Raw genomic sequence first — 15952 nt, forward strand, 5'->3', positions numbered from 1 at the left:
GCGCAAGAACGCTGAAAGCCGTACATTAAGCGGCGGGACCGGCCAAGACGACGCCGGGGGGACAAGGGAGCGACATGGATCTCGTGAACGCGCTGGTCGCGCTGACCAATTTCGTGCTCATACCGGGCGCGGCCTACGGAGCGCAGCTCGCGCTCGGGGCGCTCGGGGTGACGCTGATCTACGGCATCCTCCGCTTCTCCAACTTCGCCCACGGGGACACGATGGCGTTCGGCACCATGGTCACCATCGGAGTGACATGGTGGCTTCAGTCCGTTGGCGTTTCGCTCGGCCCCCTGCCGACCGCGCTTCTGGCCATGCCCGTCGGCATCGTCGCCACGATCCTGCTTCTTCTGGCCACCGACCGCGTCGTCTACCGCTTCTACCGCAAGCAGCGCGCGGCGCCGGTGATCCTCGTCATCGTCTCCATCGGCGTGATGTTCATCCTCAACGGCGTCGTCCGGATCTTCATCGGCACGGACAATCAGGTCTTCGCCGACGGCGCCCGCTTCGTGATCTCCGCGCGGGACTTCCGGGAGTCGACCGGCCTCGAGGAAGGGCTGGCGCTGAAGGTGAGCCAAGTCATTACCCTCGTCACCGCCATCGTCACCGTCGCCGCGCTCTTCTGGTTCCTGACGAAGACGCGGACCGGCACCTCCATGCGGGCCTATTCGGACAACGAGGACCTCGCGCTTCTCTCCGGCATCTCGCCCGAGCGTGTCGTCATCATCGCATGGGCCCTCGCCGGCACCCTGGCGACCATCGCCGGCGTCCTTTACGGGCTCGACAAGTCCTTCATGCCGTTCACGTATTTCCAGCTGCTTCTGCCGATCTTCGCCGCCGCCATCGTCGGCGGTCTCGGCTCGCCCATCGGTGCCATCGCCGGGGGCTTCGTCATCGCGTTCTCGGAAGTCACGCTGACCTATGCCTGGCTTAAGGTGCAGGGGTATCTCCTGCCCTCGTGGCAGCCGGACGGCCTTCTCCAGCTGCTCGCGACCGAGTACAAGTTCGCGGTCAGCTTCGCGATCCTCGTCACTGTTCTGATCTTTCGGCCGACGGGCCTTTTCCGGGGGAAATCGGCATGAGAGCGGGTCTTCTCTTCGCGCTGGTCGCGCTGCTCTACATCGCCACCGGATTCCTGCAGAGCTGGTCCCTGGCGCTCACGATCTTCAACATGGGCCTCGTCTCGGCGATCATGGCGCTCGGGGTGAACATCCAGTGGGGCTATGCCGGCCTCTTCAACGTGGGCGTCATGGGGTTCGTCGCTCTGGGCGGGCTTGGCGCCGTGCTCGTCGGCATGCCGCCCGTTCCGGATGCGTGGAGCGCCGGGGGCGTGCGCATCCTCGCCGCTTTGGCCGTCGGTGCGGCCGTCCTCGTCGCGGCGGTCCTTGCATGGACGCGGATGAAACGAGGATGGGGCCGCACGCTCGCCACGCTCGCGATCCTCGTCGTGGGCTTCTACGTCTACCGCATGGTCTTCGATCCCGCGCGGGACGCGATCGAGGCGATCAATCCGGCGGCCACCGGCTATCTCGGCGGCCTCGGCCTGCCGATCCTCCTGGCCTGGCCCGTGGGCGCGCTGATCGCCGCCGGGGCGGCCTGGCTCATCGGCAAGACGGCCCTTGGCCTGCGGTCGGACTACCTCGCCATCGCGACGCTCGGCATCGCCGAGATCATCATCGCGATCCTGAAGAACGAGGACTGGCTCAGCCGCGGCGTGAAGAACGTGTCCGGCCTGCCCCGTCCGGTTCCCTTCGAGGTGGATCTGCAGCAGGACCCGGACTTCCTCGCCCGCATCGGCTCGCTCGATCCCGTCACGGCCTCGTCCATCGCGGTCAAACTTGCCTATACCGCGCTCTTCCTCGTCGTGCTCGCGCTCGTGCTGTGGCTGTCGCAGGCTGCGCTCGCCTCCCCCTGGGGCCGCATGATGCGCGCGATCCGGGACAACGAGACCGCCGCCGAAGCAATGGGCAAGAACGTCGTGCGCCGGCATCTGCAGGTCTTCGTCATCGGCTCGGCGATCTGCGGTCTCGCGGGCGCCATGATGACGACGCTCGACGGCCAGCTCACCCCGGGCACCTACCAGCCGCTGCGCTACACCTTCCTGATCTGGGTTATGGTGATCGTCGGCGGGTCCGGAAACAACTGGGGCGCGGTCCTCGGCGGCTTCCTCGTCTGGTGGCTCTGGACGCAGGTCGAGCCGATGGGCGCTTTCATGATGTCCCTGCTGACCTCCCCCCTGCCCGAGACCTCGCCGCTCCGGATGCACCTGATGGACAGCGTGCAGTACACGCGGGTGCTCCTGATGGGGGTGGTTCTGCTTCTGGTTCTGCGGTTCAGTCCGCGCGGCCTCGTCCCCGAAAAATAGCGGTCGGGGCGCTTCTGGCGCCCCAACGCTCAGAACCCGTAGAGCGCGCCGAACTTCTCTTCGAGATAGGCAAGGAGCGGCTCCTCGCTGACAGGTGCGCCCGTCGCGCGCTCGATCAGGTCCCGCGGCGCGTGGAGCCCGCCATGGCGCCGCACCTTTTCCGCCAACCAGTCCGTCGCCGGAGCCGCACTGCCAGCGGCAAGCGCCGAATCGAGTTCCGGCAGATCACGACGCATCGCCGCGTGAAGGCATCCGGCATAGACGTTGCCGAGCGTGTAGGTCGGGAAATAGCCGAAGAGCCCGAGGGACCAGTGCACGTCCTGCAGGACGCCCTGCGCATCCGAACGCACGTCCAGACCGAAATCGCGGGCGAAGCGGGTATTCCACGCCTCCGGCAGATCGGCGACGGCGAGCCGCCCGGCGATCAGTTCCCGCTCCAGGTCGAAGCGCATCAGGATATGGAGGTTGTAGTGAACCTCGTCCGCCTCGGTCCGGATATGCCCCGGCGCCACGCGGTTCGCGGCGGCGTAGAACGCCCGGGCATCTGCAAGCCCGCCGGTGCCGGTCAGGCCCTCCAGACGTCCGAAAAGCCAGGACGTGAAGGCCGCCGAGCGACCGAGCTGGTTCTCGAAAAGCCGGCTCTGGCTTTCGTGGACGCCCATGGAGGCGCCGCCGCCGATCGGGGTCAGAAGATAGGCGGGATCGACCTGTTGCTCATAGGCGGCGTGGCCGACCTCGTGGATCGTCGAGTAGATCGACTCGAGCGGTGCATCCGGACTGATCCGGGTGGTGATCCGGACGTCCAGACCGGACCCTGAGCTGAACGGATGCACGGACCGGTCGATCCGCCCGCGTGTCATGTCGTAACCGAAGCCCGTCGCAACTTCGGCGGTTAGCTTCATCTGGACGTCTTCAGGTATCTCGGACGCCATCACCGGCGCCTGCCGCTCCGATCGCACGATCCTGTCCCTCAGCGCAACGAGCCGCGGTCGCAGCGCGCCGAACATCTCGTCCAGCTGCCCTGCCGTCGCGCCCGGCTCGTAGAGATCGAGCAGCGCGTCGTAAGGATCGCCACCATCGGCGAGCGCCTCGGCCTCCTGCCGGCGCAGGGCCACGACCTTCTGAAGAGTTGGCGCGAAAGCGTTGAAATTGCTGGCCTCCCGCGCTTCCGCCCAGATGCCCTGGGAGAGCGACGTGACGCGCGCCAGTTCGGCGGAGAGCGCCGCGGGAACTCTCGTCGCGTGATTCAGGTCGCGCCGGATCTGCCTGATCTGCGCCTCCTGAACATCACCCTCGGGGACCGCGTCAGCAAGCCAGTCCGCCAGTCGGGGATCGCTGCGACGGGCGTGAAGCACGGACTCCATCGCTGCCATCTCCTCCGCGCGCTGCGCCGCGGCGCCACGCGGCATCATGGTTTCCTGGTCCCATCCCAGTCGTCCCTGCACCTCGGAGAGCGCACGGGTCTCCCGGACGAACGCCATCATCGCGTCATAGCTCATGCCGGTGCGCCCCGGAGCGAGGTCACCGCCGGATAGCCCGCGAGGAACCTCAGCCGCAGGATCGAGACGAAGAAGGCGACCGCGCAAAGCTGGTGCAGGATCGCCAGCTGCCACGGTGCGCCGTAGATCACGGTCAGAATGCCGAGGAGGACCTGCACCGCCATGACGCCGGCCATCAACGCTCCGGCTCCACGGGTCCTTGGGTGCGGCGACCTTCGGGCGCGGAGCCAGACCACCACGGCGAAGGCGGCGACGAGATAGCCTACCATGCGATGAATGAACTGCACGAGGCCCGGATTCTCGAGGAAATTCCGCCAGACCGGTTCGAGATCGAAGGGATAGGGCGGGAGGAACCCACCGGCCATCAGCGGCCAGTCGGTATAGGTCCGCCCCGCATCGATTCCCGCCACGAGGGCGCCGATCAGGATCTGGACGAAAGCGAGGTGCATCAGGCCGGTGGACATGCCCCAAAGCTTGCGTTCGCGCGCCCGGCGCGCCTGCAACAGGTCCGTCCTCCGCCGCCCGAGCCGGAGGACGAACCAGGCGATCGTGCCGAGGATGCCGAAAGCGAGGCCGAGATGGACCGCCAGCCGGTAGGACGCGACGCTGAGCGCCTCACCGCCAAGCCCGGAGGACACCATCCACCAGCCGATGGCGCCCTGAAGACCGCCGAGTGCGCCGATGCCGATGAGGCGTCCGGTCCAGCCCGGGGGAATGTTCCGCGTCAGAAGGAAGCCGAAGAATCCGAGCGCCCAGACGAGACCGATCACCCGCCCGAGCTGCCGGTGACCCCACTCCCACCAGTAGATCGTCTGGAACTCGGAGAGGGTCATCCCCTCATTCATCAGCTCGTATTGCGGGATTTGCTGGTAGAGCTCGAACTCTGCCTCCCAATCCTCGGTATTCATGGGAGGAATCGCGCCCGTGACCGGCTTCCATTCGGTGATCGAAAGCCCTGAATCCGTCAGCCTGGTCATTCCGCCGATGGTGATCATCAGCGTCACGAGCAGGAAGAGCAGGAGCAGCCAGATCCGGATCCCGCGCGGCGCGCCCGGTCGGGCGCGGTCGATGAGCGAGCCGGGCGCGGTCGCCGCACCCTCGTCCTTCCGATTGACTTCTTCGAAGATGCTACGCTTCACAGCCATGCCGGCCCCCCGCTTCTCGTCCGCCCAAGAGCTATTCCGCGCCGCCATCTTCATCAATGCCGCGCCGCCGGGCCAGTTGACGCAGCATCCCGTGGAACAGCTGCACGTCGCCCTTGGTCAATGCCAGGCGCGAGAGCATGTTGCGCAGGTTCATCTTCATATGCGGCGCCTTGGCCGGCGGAAAGAAGAAGCCGGCCTGATCCAGCTTCTCCTCGAAATGATCGCCGAGCCGCTCGACATCAGCTCCTTCGGCACGCTCCGGAGTGTCTACCGCAGGCGTCTCGCCGGTTTGCCGCCGCCATTCGTAGGCCATGAGCAGCACGCATTGAGCAAGGTTCAGCGAGAAGAACTCGGGGTTCACCGGCACGGTCACGATATGGCTTGCGCGCGAGACATCCGCATTCTCGAGGCCCGCCCGTTCGGGGCCGAAGAGGAAGGCGACCTTGGCCCCCTCGCCCGTCAGGCGCCGCGCCTCGGTCATCGCGGCCTCGGGTGTCAGGACCGGTTTGGACAGCTCCCGTCCCCGCGCGGTCGTCGCGAAGACATGGGTTCGGTCCGCGATGGCGCCGGGAAGATCGTCGTAAAGGCCGGCCTCGTCGAGCAGACGGCCAGCGCCCGAGGCGAGCGCCACGGCACGCGAGTTGGGCCAGCCGTCCCTGGGATCGACAAGGCGCATGCGGTCGAGCCCGAAGTTCCACATCGCCCGCGCGGCACCGCCGATATTCTCGCCCATCTGCGGGCGGACGAGGACGAAGATGGGCTGTGACGGCGTGTCGGTCATGACGGGGCTCCGGCGGGCAAGGCGCGGGAGGGATAGGCCGCAGACGTCCGGCCGGCAAGCCCGTGCTCCGTCAGATGAGGATCGTGAGCGAGGTGTCCGTCGCCTCCGTCTTCGCCTCGCGCCTCGTTTCGGCAAGCGCGGCCGCGGCCATGGGAAACTGCACCCGGTCCGCTCCGAGCTCCGGCGGCATAGGCGCGCCTCCCAGAATGGACCAGGTCTCGGGCTCCATGGCGAGGCGTTTTCCCGTCGCGCTCAGTCGGTACCCGCTCTTCGTGGCCTCGACGGTTGCGGTTCCGCCGACGGGGAACGCGGTCTCGACGCAGAGCAGCATGAGAAAGACGAGGCGCGCCATGGGGCGCGGCAGCGGATCGCGGATCTGCCATCGGACGCAGAAACGCCCGCCGTTCCACATTCCGCCGAGGATCGCCGCCGCCTCCCCGGCCCCGAGCGCGGGCCCGCCGCCATGGGTCCGACCGAAGGCGATGCGGAAGAACCTGAGCCGTGCCTCCGCACTGGCGACGGATGCGGTGATCAGGTCGATCTCCGAGGTCGCCTCGTTCTCCATGGTGAAAAGCTCCATGCCATTGGCGATAGCCCCCACGGGAGAGATCAGATCGTGGCAGAGCCGGGAGCCAATCAGGCCCGCAAGCAGCGTCGCCTCTGGATTCGCGTCAGACATGCGCCATCTCCTCCGGCATGAGCAGCGATCTTCTCGACATCTTCGAACCCGGCATGTTCGTGACCAATCCGGACGCACCGGATTGGGGGCTCGGCCAGGTGCAATCCCGCATCGGCCACAGGATTACGGTGAATTTCGAGCAGATCGGGAAGGTTGTCATCGATGGCAGGCTCGTCTCCCTGATGCCCGTCTGGGAGTAGGACGGGCGCCCTGACCGATGATCGCCGTATAAAGTTAACGTAAGCTTAAGGCCGGCGCGACAATCCGCTTCACCGTTTGTGTTGCCAAGTGCGGCCCGTGCAGGGTACGCGACATCACCATGACGCGGTCCTATCGATCCCTGGTTCCGGGCGAGATGCCCTTCACGATCCGCCTCGCGACAAGCGAATCGGATCTCCTGGGTGCGCAGCGGCTGCGCTACCGCGTCTTCGTCGAGGAACTTGGCGGCGACGGCGATCTCGTCGATCACGAGGGCCGATTCGAACGCGACATCTTCGATCCCTATTACGATCACATGGTCCTCATCGATCCTCAGAGGGACGAAGCGACGCTCGATCACGTGATCGGGGTCTACCGCCTGCTGCCCGGCGATCGGCGGGCCCGGATGGGGCGCTTCTACTGCGAGAGCGAGTACGATCTGTCGCCGCTCGAGGCGTCCGGTCGCAAGCTGCTCGAACTCGGCCGGTCCTGCGTCGAGCCGGCCAATCGCGGCGGCGCGGCCCTGTTCCAGCTCTGGCAGGGCCTTGGCGCCTATGTCACCGAGCGCCAGATCGAGGTGCTCTTCGGTGTGGCCAGCTTCCACGGCACGGATATCGATGCCCTGCGCGCCCCGTTGTCGCTGCTGCACCATCGCCACCTGGCGCCGGAGGAGCTTCGCGTCCGCGCCATCGGGGACGGCGCCGTCGCGCTCGACCTCATGCCCGAGGCGGAGATCGACCGGCCCGCGGCGATGCGGACCGTCCCGGCGCTGATCAAGTCCTACCTGCGGCTCGGCGGATGCATCGGCGAAGGGGCCTATGTCGACCGGGCATTCAACACGACGGACATCTGTCTCGTAATGGATGTTTCGCATATCGGTGAGAAACAGCGTGCCGTCTACGCCGGCGCACCGGCCGGGCGGCGGGCTTGAGCGGACCGACCTGGGAGGGCGACGGACCTGGCGGGGTACCCACGGGGCCTCGCGGGATCGCCGGGTGGCTCCGGGTCCTCCTGCGGGGCAGTGCCCTGGGTCTCGTGACCTTCGGTGGCCTGGCCCTGCTGCTTCTCATCCGTCTGGCCGAACGCCCGCTCTGCGGCCTGCGCCGGCCCGTGACGCCCCATATCACCCAAGGTGTCTGCCGCGCCGCCCTGGTGATCCTCGGCCTGAGGCGAACGCAGTCAGGGGAGCCCATGCCGGGGCCCGGCGCGATCGTGGCCAACCATGCAAGCTGGCTGGACATCTTCGCGCTGAATGCGGGACAGCGCGTCTATTTCGTGTCCAAGTCCGAAGTCGCCGCATGGCCCGGGATCGGCTGGCTCGCGCGGGCGACGGGAACGCTCTTCATCAAGCGCGACAGGCGCGAGGCGAGAGCGCAGGCGAATCTCTTCGCGGAGCGATTGGCCGCCGGGCATCTCCTTCTGTTCTTTCCCGAGGGGACGAGCACGGACGGGCGCCGCGTCCTGCCTTTCAAGACGACCCTGTTCCAGGCCTTCCTCTCGGACGCGATCCGGGATGACATGGCGATCCAGCCCGTCACGCTGAGCTATCACGCTCCGGTCGGAGAAGATGCCCGCTTCTACGGCTGGTGGGGGGACATGGAATTCGGGGGCCATCTGTTGCAGACGCTGGCCGCGCGCAGGCAGGGACGCGTCCATGTCACCTACCATCCGCCCGTCCGTGCCGCGGATCATGCCGGTCGCAAGGATCTCGCCCGAAGCTGCGAGACGGCCGTGCGGGGGCCGGTCACCGCGCTCGTGGATGGCGCGGCCGACCGGGACCCGGCCTGAGGCAGGCGGCCTGACATTCGCCGCCCGGAGGCGCCGGTTCTCCTAGAAGAGTTCGACACGGCCCTGGTCCCTGGGGCGTGGTGGCGGCGCCTTGACGGGGACCGGCTCGCTGATGCGCTTCTGCTGCAACTTTCCCGTGACCGGCCAGAAGCGGAGGCGCCGGCCGGACGTTCCGCCGGTACAGGATGACCGGCAGACGATCCCCTCCCGTGCGAGAAAGTCCGTGGCGAAGGCGACGTTCCGCTCACCGATGTCGCTCAGCCCGGCCACCATCCTTGCGCCTCCGAAGAGCTTTGCCTCGAGCCGGTGCTTTGCTGCGCCTTTCCGAAGGAGAGCGTTGATCAGAACCTCCATCATGCAGGCCCCGAGGCGCGCCCCGTCATCACCCTGCTGCTCCGGCAGCAGGATGTGGTTCAGCCCACCGACCCCGGCGAGCGGATCGTGCAGGCACGTGGCGACGCAGGAGCCGAGGACCGTCGTGATGATAGCGCCCGGATCGGAGGACACGGCATGCCCGCCCTGCACCACCGTGATGAGCCGACCGGGCGACGCGGCGAGGCTCATGTGAGGCTTCGGCGACGCTGGGCGGGTCCGGCCGCGGCGCAGTTGCCGGTCAGGTCCATGAGGCGCCTCGGGATGCGGTCGAGAGGGATCTCTTCGATCGCCGCGCCGAGGGCCATGGCGGCGCCGGGCATGCCCGCCACGACGCAGGTGCTCGCGCTTTGCGCGATGGTGTGAGCGCCCGCTCGGCGCAGCCGTGCCATCCCTTCGGCCCCGTCCTTGCCCATGCCGGTCAGGAGCGTGGCGACGACGTACGGCCCGTACGGCTCGGCGGAGGTGAAAAGAGCGTCCACCGAGGGGCGGTGGCCTGATCTCTTCCCCCCGGACTGTAGGTCCAGCGTCAGCACGCCGCCGGACTGTCCGGCAACGACGAGGTGATGTGCCCCGCCGGGTGCGATCCAGACATGTCCGGGGCGAAGCTCGGCCCCCGGATGGGCGAGAGAGACGCGCACGGCACTTAACGCACCCAGGCGCTGTGCGAAATTCTCCAGGAAAGGCTTCGGCATATGCTGGACGATGGCGATCGGGGGGGCGTCCGCCGGAAGCGGTGCGAGAAGCCGCTCGATCGCTCTGACGCCGCCCGTCGAGGCACCGATCAGGATCGCACGGCCATCCCATCCCCTGCCGCGGCCGAGCAAGGGCTGGTTCGCGCGCGGCAGGGCATGGAGCTGCGCCGATGCGGCGGCATGGATTCGCGATGGCAGCCGCGCCCGGCCGATATCATGCGTGATCGAAGCCTTGTCGATGCAATCGACGGCGCCGAGGGACAGCGCCTCGACCGCGGCGCGACTTCCCGGCACCGTCAGACTGGATAGCATGACGACGGGCATAGGACGCAGGGACATCAGCTTGCGGAGGAAGGAGATCCCGTCCATCCGCGGCATCTCGATATCGAGTGTCAGAACGTCGGGAGAGGTGTTCCGGATGACCGCCCGCGCCTCGTAGGGATCGCCCGCTTCGCCAACGACGTCGAAGCGGCCGTCGCGCTCGAGCTCCAGGCGCAGGATCCGTCGCATCGCGACCGAATCCTCCACGATCACGACGCGGACGGGCGGCTCTGCCGGAAGAGGGGGCATCTTTTCGTTCATTCACACACGGATCGGATCTGGCATTCGCCACCGGTCTCGCAGAGGGCCGTGAAGAAGTCGTAAATCGGCTCAAGCCAAGCTCATCTCCTCGTGAGGAAACTTTCCCTTAGGGGTAGATGTTGTAAGAGCAGCTTGGGGAAGCACACCCAGAACGAAGAGGCACCGATGCAGACCAGACGCCAGTTCGCCGCCATGATGGCCGCGATCCCAGCCGCAGCGCTTCTGCCGGCCGCCGCGCGCGCCGCGGAAGGCCAGCAGGTCGCTCCCGAATTCATGCCGCGTTCCGTACGCGTCTCGAGCGACATCGCTCCGGGACAGATCGTCGTCGCGCCGCAGCAGCACTATCTTTACTACGTTACCCAGCCCGGTCAGGCGACGCGGTATGGCGTCGGCGTCGGCCGTGCGGGACTTGCGTTCCATGGCGATGCAGTGGTCGGCCGGAAGGCCGAATGGCCGTCTTGGCGACCTACGGACGAGATGATCGAGCGGGAACCGCAGCAATACGCCCAGTTCGCGGACGGTGTGCCCGGCGGGCCGGACAACCCGCTCGGCGCGCGCGCGCTCTACCTCTACCAGGACGGGGTGGATACCTATTTCCGCATCCATGGCACCACCGATCCCGGCTCCATCGGGCGGTCCGTGTCGAACGGGTGCATCCGGATGCTGAACGATCACGTCAAGGCGCTCTACGAGCAGGTCGCCGTCGGAACACGGGTCACCGTTCTCTGAACCTGCGGCTTCACGACTGCTTCAGAGGCGCCGGCGGATCTGTCTCCGCCGGCGCTTTTGTTATATCGCCGGTGGCGATGCGGATCCTCATGAGCCTCACGCGTATCATCGCCTGGACCGTCCTTCTCGCAGGGCTGGCCGTGCCTGCGGCTGCCGCGGAGACAGATGCGATCGAAGGCGATGGCGCCTCGATCAGGCTGATCACGGCGGAGGACGGGGTCGCGCCGGGAGCAACCACCCTCTCGGCCGGTCTCGACGTCGTCCTGAACGAGGGCTGGAAGACGTACTGGCGCTCTCCCGGCGAGGTCGGATTGCCGCCAGAGATCGACTGGTCAGCCTCCGAGAACGTCGCCACCGTCGAGATGCTGTGGCCCGCGCCGCATCGCTTCCGCGCCTTCGGGATCGAGAATTACGGCTACGACGAGCGGGTCGTCTTTCCCTTGCGCGTGACGCTCGAGGATCCCGGTGCGCCTGCGCGGCTTGAGGGCCACGGTAGCCTTCTCGTCTGCTCGGAGGTCTGCATCCCGCAGGACGTCTCCCTCGCGCTCGCCATAGAGGGCGGCACCGGGATCGACGACGCATCGGCGGCGCTCATCGCGGATCATGCCGCCCGCGTGCCGACGGAGGGAGAGGCATCCCCCTGGAGGATCGGGGCCGCAGCGCTGTCAGCGGATGGAACTGACTTCGTGATCACGGCGACGGGGCCTGGGGGCTTCGCGGCGCCGGAGGTCTTCCCGGAATGGGACGGCGCTTACCCTGCATCCTTCGGGGCGCCGGATCTGCGGCTGACGGAGAACGGGCTCTGGGCCGCGTTTCCGGTCCTCTCCCCGGGCGATCCGGGCGCGCCGATCCGGGTCACGCTGACCGATGGAACGGCCGCGGCGGAATTCGCGCCGAGCTGGGATGCCGCAGCGCCGCCGGGCCCAGATAGCGCGGTCGGTACAGGAACGGACTGGGCCGAGCTGGCCGTCTTCGCCGGAATCGCGCTTCTGGGCGGGCTTTTGATGAATGTCATGCCCTGCGTCCTGCCGGTCCTTTCGATCAAGCTCGGTCACGCGATGAAAGCGCGCGGCCACGGTCCGGCGCGGGTGCGGCGGGGGTTCCTCGTGTCCGCGGCCGGCGTCATCTCCTTCTTTGTCGCGCTTGCGGCCGTGACCCTGACGGCGCGGGGTGCGGGACTGTCCATGGGCTGGGGCCTGCAGTTCCAGAGCCCGGCCTTCCTTGCCGTCCTGATCGTCTGCCTCGCGGCGCTTGCGGCGAATCTCGCGGGGCTCTTCGAGATCGGCCTGCCGTCAGCCTGGCAAACGCGGCTGGCGCGGGCGGACGGTGCGCCCGGCTATGGCGGCGACTTCGCGACCGGCGCGCTGGCGGCGGTTCTTGCGACACCCTGCACCGCGCCCTTTCTCGGCACGGCGGTGGCATTCGCGCTCGCGGGGAGCGCGGTGGATGTCATTGTCGTCTTCATCGCGCTCGGCATCGGGCTCGCGTCGCCCTACCTCGCCCTTGCCGCGGCGCCCGGCCTTCTGACGCGTCTGCCGAGACCGGGGCGCTGGATGCTTCTCGTCAAGGTCGCCCTCGGCGCGGCATTGGCACTGACGGTGATCTGGCTTCTGGCCGTTCTTTCGGCGGTGGCCGGACCGGCGGCGGCGGCCGTCGTTGCCGCTCTCGCAGCGCTCTTCGTCGTGGTGCTCTGGAGGGGCTCGCGGATCCTGCCGCCATCCGCGATCGCCCTCGGCCTCGCGGCGATCCTCGGAGCGGGCATCGTCCTTCCACCGCGCCTCGTGACGGCCGCGCAAGGGCCGGAGGTCGCCTCCGGGATCTGGTCTGAATTCGACCGGGGACAGATTGCGCGGCGGGTTTCGGAAGGCGACGTGGTCTTCGTGGATGTCACGGCCGACTGGTGCCTGACCTGCCAGGCGAACAAGCGACTGGTTCTGGACCGGGCGGAGATGGTCGAGGCGCTGTCGGCGGAGGGAATCCTCGCGATGCGCGCCGACTGGACGCGACCGGATCCCGCCATTTCGCAATATCTCGAAACATTCGGCAGATACGGAATTCCGTTCAATGCCGTCTATGGCCCGGGTGCGCCCGAGGGGATCGCCCTGCCGGAGCTTCTCACACGGGATGCCGTCCTGTCGGCCCTCGATGCAGCGTCGGGCGGGCGAACGCAGGCGTCGAACTAGAGCGCGGCGCGGACCAGCTCGGGCAGGTCGGCCTCCAGCCTGTCCCAGCCGCCGGGACGCCAGCCAAGATCGCGGAGGCGGGAGCAGTCGGCTTCCGAAACGCGGCTCCTGTCGGCCTCATCCGGAAGCGGCCCGTCGATCCCGGTCAACTCCGATACCCGCCCCAGGAGGTCGCGCCTGTCGAGGACGAGGTCCGAGACGTTGAGCGGACCGGTCGCGCGCAGGTTCAGACAGGTGAGAACCGCAGCGGCGAGATCCTCCCCGTGAACTTCGGTCGCGACTCGCGGCGAAATGGGCGTCCCGGCAGCGAAGTCTCTGAAAAGCCCTGTCCACTTGTGCTCGAGACCCGGCCCTGCGGGGCCGTAGACGCCTGTCGCGCGAAGGCTCGCTCCCCCCTGCCCCAGGGCCTCCTCGGCGGCGAGCTTCACCTTGCCGTAGAGCGTGTCTGGACGCGGCGGCAGGTCTTCGGTCAGGCGGGTGCCGGGGGCGTAATCCCCGTAGACGGCGCGGGTGGAGAGAAAGGCGACATGCGCCCCGGCGCGCTCGGCCGCGTCCCAGAGGCGAAGCGTGCCATCGAGGTTGGCCCGTGAGAACCCTTCGGGATCGTCTCCCTCCCCGCCGCGATACCGGCCGGGTTCGTGACGGAAGGCGGCATGGATCAGGGCGTCGGCGCCGGAAAGGTCGGGGCGCTGGCCGAGCTGCCATGGCATGTACTGCGCTTCGGGGAACAGCTTCCCGGGTGGCGTGCGACCGAGGAGAATCACGTCGTGCCCCGCGTTCGTCGCCGCGCGTGTCAGGAAACGCCCGACGAGGCCGGTCCCTCCCGTGATCGCGATCCGCATCAGCGAGCGGGGTTCGGCAGGGACGCGATGTCCGGGATCCGGGCGCCGTCCGCGAACCGCGCCCAAAGGTCGATCAGCGGGCGGAGCTGGTCCGCCTTGGCATGATCCTGCCACGGCTTTTCGTACTGGAAGTGCAGGATGCGGATCGCGCGCCAGTCCCAGAGCTCGGGCATCGCGAACCAGACATATTGCAGCATGTTCCAGAACACCGGCAGGCCGTGCCAGTCCGGAAAATGACTTTCGAGGAACGTCTGGTCCGTGCGCCGCCAGAACGCGCCAGGCGCATCGAGCGCGCCGAGCATCGCCTCGAAGGTCGCGGGGTTCGGCCGCGCCGTGAAGACGCCGCTATTCATGCGATGAAAGTCTGCGACACTTTCGTAGACGTTGGGCGCGGCGCAGAACTCAGGGTATCCGAAGAGCTTGTCGCAGGGCGCCAGCATCAGCGTATCGGCATCGATGAAGACCGCGCGCTCGTAGTCGAGCTGCCAGAGCCGAAGCTTGGCGAAATTGTCGAGCGGTGTGTGGAAGGGCGGCTTCTCCCCCTTCGTGAACGGCGCGGCGCCGTGGAGCCTTGCCTTGGCGTGGGCCGCGTTGAAGGCGTCCGACGTGGGCAACAGATCCGCCTGGACGAGCCGGGCGCCGAGCGACGAAAGCTCGGACAGATCTCCCGCCTGACCGGTATGAAGGGCGACGAGATCGGCGTCCGTGCCGGCATGTCGGATGGAGCGCAGGAGCGCCTTGGCGCCAAGAGCGTAATCGGGATTCGTGACGAGGGTGACGAAGGCGCAGGACCCCCGCGCCTTCCGATCCGCGACAAGACCGTCGGGCAGGCTCACGAGACCGAGCGGATCCGGTTGCCCTCGGGGTCCTTCTCGGCTCGCGCGGCCAGGTCCTTGGTCCAGCCGGACACGGCCGGGATGCGCTTGCGATCGATCCGGTGCTCGTATCGCTTCGCGACCTCGACGACCTCCTCGAGGAGCCCCTCGGCCAGCGTGGTCGGCTCCAGTCCGAGCGCAAGGAACTGCTTGTTGTCGACGATCAGGTCGTTCTCGGCCGCTTCCTTGCGGGGGTTCGGCAGGTAGGCGATCTCCGCGCCAGACAGCTTCGCCACCAGCTCGGCCAGGTCGCGAACCCGGCGCGTCTCGGTCATCTGGTTGAAGATGCGGACCCGGTCTCCCCGCTCCGGCGCGTCTCCGAGCGCCAGCTCGATGCAGCGCACGGTGTCCTGGATGTGGATGAAGGCGCGGGTCTGCCCGCCCGTGCCGTGGACGGTGAGCGGATAGCCGATCGCCGCCTGGATCAGGAAGCGGTTGAGAACGGTGCCGTAGTCGCCGTCATAATCGAATCGATTGATGAGCTGTTCGTGGCGCTTGGTCTGCTCGGTATGCGTGCCCCACACGATGCCCTGGTGCAGATCCGTGATCCGCAGCCCGTCGTTCTGGGCGTAGAACTGGAAGAGGATCTGATCGAGGGACTTGGTCATGTGATAGACCGAGCCGGGCTTCGTCGGGTACAGGATCTCCTGCCCCTTCTTCCCGGAGGGCGTATCGATCTCGACGTCGAGATAGCCTTCCGGAATCGGCGCGCCGACGGAGGAATAGCCGTAGACGCCCATCGTCCCGAGATGCACTAGGTGCGCGTCGATCCCGGTTTCCGCCATGGCGGCCAAAAGGTTGTGCGTGCCGCGGACGTTGTTGTCGACCGTGTAGACCTTGTGGGAATCGGACTTCATCGAATAGGGCGCCGCGCGCTGCTCCGCGAAGTGTATGATCGCGTCCGGCCTCTCCTCGCTCAGCCAGAGCCGCAGGCGGTCGTACTGCTTGGCGAGGTCGATCTTGTGGAACTCGATGGTGCGTCCGGTAACCTTCTTCCAGATCCGAACCCGCTCCTGAATGCTGTCCATCGGCGTCAGGGATTGCACGCCAAGCTCGGCGTCGATCCAGCGGCGAGACAGGTTGTCTATGACATGCACATCATGCCCCTGATCGGACAGGTGCAGGGCCGTCGGCCATCCGCAAAACCCGTCTCCGCCTAAAACAGCGATTTTCATGAGCGAAACTCCTCAACTCTCGTCCGGCACCAGCCGGCTGGGTC

General features: G+C 67.4%; 16 protein-coding genes. 7 read left to right on the forward strand and 9 right to left on the reverse strand.

Translation table 11 applies throughout. The annotated features are described in order from the left end of the window. Positions 1-74 precede the first annotated feature (74 nt). Entirely contained in the window at positions 75-1082 is a 1008-nt protein-coding gene (locus RM543_RS14635) for a branched-chain amino acid ABC transporter permease (RefSeq protein ID WP_311692906.1), read from the forward strand. After that, positions 1079-2365 carry a branched-chain amino acid ABC transporter permease gene (locus RM543_RS14640; RefSeq protein WP_311692908.1) on the forward strand — a complete coding sequence of 429 codons (1287 nt, stop codon included), beginning with the start codon at positions 1079-1081 and terminating at the stop codon, positions 2363-2365. The genes RM543_RS14635 and RM543_RS14640 overlap by 4 nt, the downstream gene beginning before the upstream one ends. 29 nt (positions 2366-2394) lie before the next feature. On the opposite strand, the gene RM543_RS14645 is transcribed toward RM543_RS14640, so the two are convergent. The 4 genes from RM543_RS14645 to RM543_RS14660 all read right to left on the reverse strand — a co-directional run bounded on the left by RM543_RS14645 (position 2395) and on the right by RM543_RS14660 (position 6469). Continuing rightward, complete coding sequence (locus RM543_RS14645; protein ID WP_311692910.1) at positions 2395-3864, reverse strand: carboxypeptidase M32; 1470 nt, start codon at positions 3862-3864, stop codon at positions 2395-2397. Continuing rightward, a complete protein-coding gene (ctaA, locus tag RM543_RS14650) occupies positions 3861-5009 on the reverse strand; it encodes a heme A synthase (RefSeq protein ID WP_311692912.1) in 1149 nt (382 codons plus the stop codon). Before ctaA ends, RM543_RS14645 begins: the two co-directional genes overlap by 4 nt. A gap of 31 nt (positions 5010-5040) precedes the next feature. Beyond that, positions 5041-5790: an RNA methyltransferase gene (locus RM543_RS14655; protein ID WP_311692914.1), complete on the reverse strand. Its 750-nt coding sequence runs from the start codon at positions 5788-5790 to the stop codon at positions 5041-5043. A gap of 70 nt (positions 5791-5860) precedes the next feature. After that, positions 5861-6469: a histidine phosphotransferase family protein gene (locus tag RM543_RS14660; protein ID WP_311692916.1), complete on the reverse strand. Its 609-nt coding sequence runs from the start codon at positions 6467-6469 to the stop codon at positions 5861-5863. Positions 6470-6486: 17 nt separating this feature from the next. On the opposite strand from RM543_RS14660, the gene RM543_RS14665 reads away from it, so the two are divergent. From RM543_RS14665 to olsA, 3 genes are all read left to right on the forward strand, one after another. Next, entirely contained in the window at positions 6487-6669 is a 183-nt protein-coding gene (locus tag RM543_RS14665; protein ID WP_311692918.1) for a DUF3553 domain-containing protein, read from the forward strand. A 140-nt stretch (positions 6670-6809) separates the two neighbouring features. Further along, positions 6810-7598 (forward strand): L-ornithine N(alpha)-acyltransferase, encoded by a 789-nt coding sequence (gene olsB / locus RM543_RS14670; protein ID WP_432280471.1) that lies wholly within the window; start codon positions 6810-6812, stop codon positions 7596-7598. After that, positions 7595-8455 carry a lyso-ornithine lipid O-acyltransferase gene (gene olsA / locus RM543_RS14675; RefSeq protein WP_311692922.1) on the forward strand — a complete coding sequence of 287 codons (861 nt, stop codon included), beginning with the start codon at positions 7595-7597 and terminating at the stop codon, positions 8453-8455. Before olsB ends, olsA begins: the two co-directional genes overlap by 4 nt. A 42-nt stretch (positions 8456-8497) precedes the next feature. Here the strand turns inward: olsA and RM543_RS14680 are convergent, their stop codons facing one another. Together RM543_RS14680 and cheB are read right to left on the reverse strand one after the other, a co-directional pair. Next, entirely contained in the window at positions 8498-9019 is a 522-nt protein-coding gene (locus tag RM543_RS14680; protein WP_311692924.1) for a chemotaxis protein CheD, read from the reverse strand. After that, positions 9016-10092 (reverse strand): chemotaxis-specific protein-glutamate methyltransferase CheB, encoded by a 1077-nt coding sequence (gene cheB / locus RM543_RS14685; protein WP_311692927.1) that lies wholly within the window; start codon positions 10090-10092, stop codon positions 9016-9018. Before cheB ends, RM543_RS14680 begins: the two co-directional genes overlap by 4 nt. Before the next feature lie 177 nt (positions 10093-10269). On the opposite strand from cheB, the gene RM543_RS14690 reads away from it, so the two are divergent. Both RM543_RS14690 and RM543_RS14695 read left to right on the forward strand, forming a co-directional pair. Then, the gene (locus tag RM543_RS14690; RefSeq protein ID WP_311692929.1) at positions 10270-10833 is read left to right on the forward strand and encodes a L,D-transpeptidase; all 564 of its coding nucleotides are present in this window, start codon (positions 10270-10272) and stop codon (positions 10831-10833) included. Between the two features lie 89 nt (positions 10834-10922). Further along, entirely contained in the window at positions 10923-13016 is a 2094-nt protein-coding gene (locus RM543_RS14695; protein ID WP_311692931.1) for a protein-disulfide reductase DsbD family protein, read from the forward strand. Here the strand turns inward: RM543_RS14695 and RM543_RS14700 are convergent. Genes RM543_RS14700 through RM543_RS14710 form a run of 3 tightly spaced genes read right to left on the reverse strand, consistent with a single transcriptional unit; the run spans position 13013 to position 15908 of the window. Then, entirely contained in the window at positions 13013-13858 is an 846-nt protein-coding gene (locus tag RM543_RS14700) for an NAD-dependent epimerase/dehydratase family protein (RefSeq protein WP_311692933.1), read from the reverse strand. The two genes, RM543_RS14695 and RM543_RS14700, sit on opposite strands and share 4 nt — an antisense overlap. Beyond that, entirely contained in the window at positions 13858-14688 is an 831-nt protein-coding gene (locus RM543_RS14705) for a glycosyl transferase (RefSeq protein WP_311693376.1), read from the reverse strand. Before RM543_RS14705 ends, RM543_RS14700 begins: the two co-directional genes overlap by 1 nt. A 2-nt stretch (positions 14689-14690) precedes the next feature. Beyond that, a complete protein-coding gene (locus tag RM543_RS14710) occupies positions 14691-15908 on the reverse strand; it encodes an NAD-dependent epimerase/dehydratase family protein (RefSeq protein WP_311692935.1) in 1218 nt (405 codons plus the stop codon). Between the last annotated feature and the right edge of the window lie 44 nt (positions 15909-15952).

Source organism: Tropicimonas omnivorans, assembly GCF_031846565.1.
Lineage (GTDB): Bacteria > Pseudomonadota > Alphaproteobacteria > Rhodobacterales > Rhodobacteraceae > Tropicimonas_B > Tropicimonas_B omnivorans.

What these genes read in the sequence shown, in the direction of transcription:
- RM543_RS14635 (WP_311692906.1), top strand. Translation starts at nt 75, where the DNA reads ATGGATCTCGTGAACGCGCTGGTCGCGCTGACCAATTTCGTGCTCATA.
- RM543_RS14640 (WP_311692908.1), top strand. Translation starts at nt 1,079, where the DNA reads ATGAGAGCGGGTCTTCTCTTCGCGCTGGTCGCGCTGCTCTACATCGCC.
- RM543_RS14645 (WP_311692910.1), bottom strand. Translation starts at nt 3,864, where the DNA reads ATGAGCTATGACGCGATGATGGCGTTCGTCCGGGAGACCCGTGCGCTC.
- ctaA (WP_311692912.1), bottom strand. Translation starts at nt 5,009, where the DNA reads ATGGCTGTGAAGCGTAGCATCTTCGAAGAAGTCAATCGGAAGGACGAG.
- RM543_RS14655 (WP_311692914.1), bottom strand. Translation starts at nt 5,790, where the DNA reads ATGACCGACACGCCGTCACAGCCCATCTTCGTCCTCGTCCGCCCGCAG.
- RM543_RS14660 (WP_311692916.1), bottom strand. Translation starts at nt 6,469, where the DNA reads ATGTCTGACGCGAATCCAGAGGCGACGCTGCTTGCGGGCCTGATTGGC.
- RM543_RS14665 (WP_311692918.1), top strand. Translation starts at nt 6,487, where the DNA reads ATGAGCAGCGATCTTCTCGACATCTTCGAACCCGGCATGTTCGTGACC.
- RM543_RS14680 (WP_311692924.1), bottom strand. Translation starts at nt 9,019, where the DNA reads ATGAGCCTCGCCGCGTCGCCCGGTCGGCTCATCACGGTGGTGCAGGGC.
- cheB (WP_311692927.1), bottom strand. Translation starts at nt 10,092, where the DNA reads ATGCCCCCTCTTCCGGCAGAGCCGCCCGTCCGCGTCGTGATCGTGGAG.
- RM543_RS14690 (WP_311692929.1), top strand. Translation starts at nt 10,270, where the DNA reads ATGCAGACCAGACGCCAGTTCGCCGCCATGATGGCCGCGATCCCAGCC.
- RM543_RS14695 (WP_311692931.1), top strand. Translation starts at nt 10,923, where the DNA reads ATGAGCCTCACGCGTATCATCGCCTGGACCGTCCTTCTCGCAGGGCTG.
- RM543_RS14700 (WP_311692933.1), bottom strand. Translation starts at nt 13,858, where the DNA reads ATGCGGATCGCGATCACGGGAGGGACCGGCCTCGTCGGGCGTTTCCTG.
- RM543_RS14710 (WP_311692935.1), bottom strand. Translation starts at nt 15,908, where the DNA reads ATGAAAATCGCTGTTTTAGGCGGAGACGGGTTTTGCGGATGGCCGACG.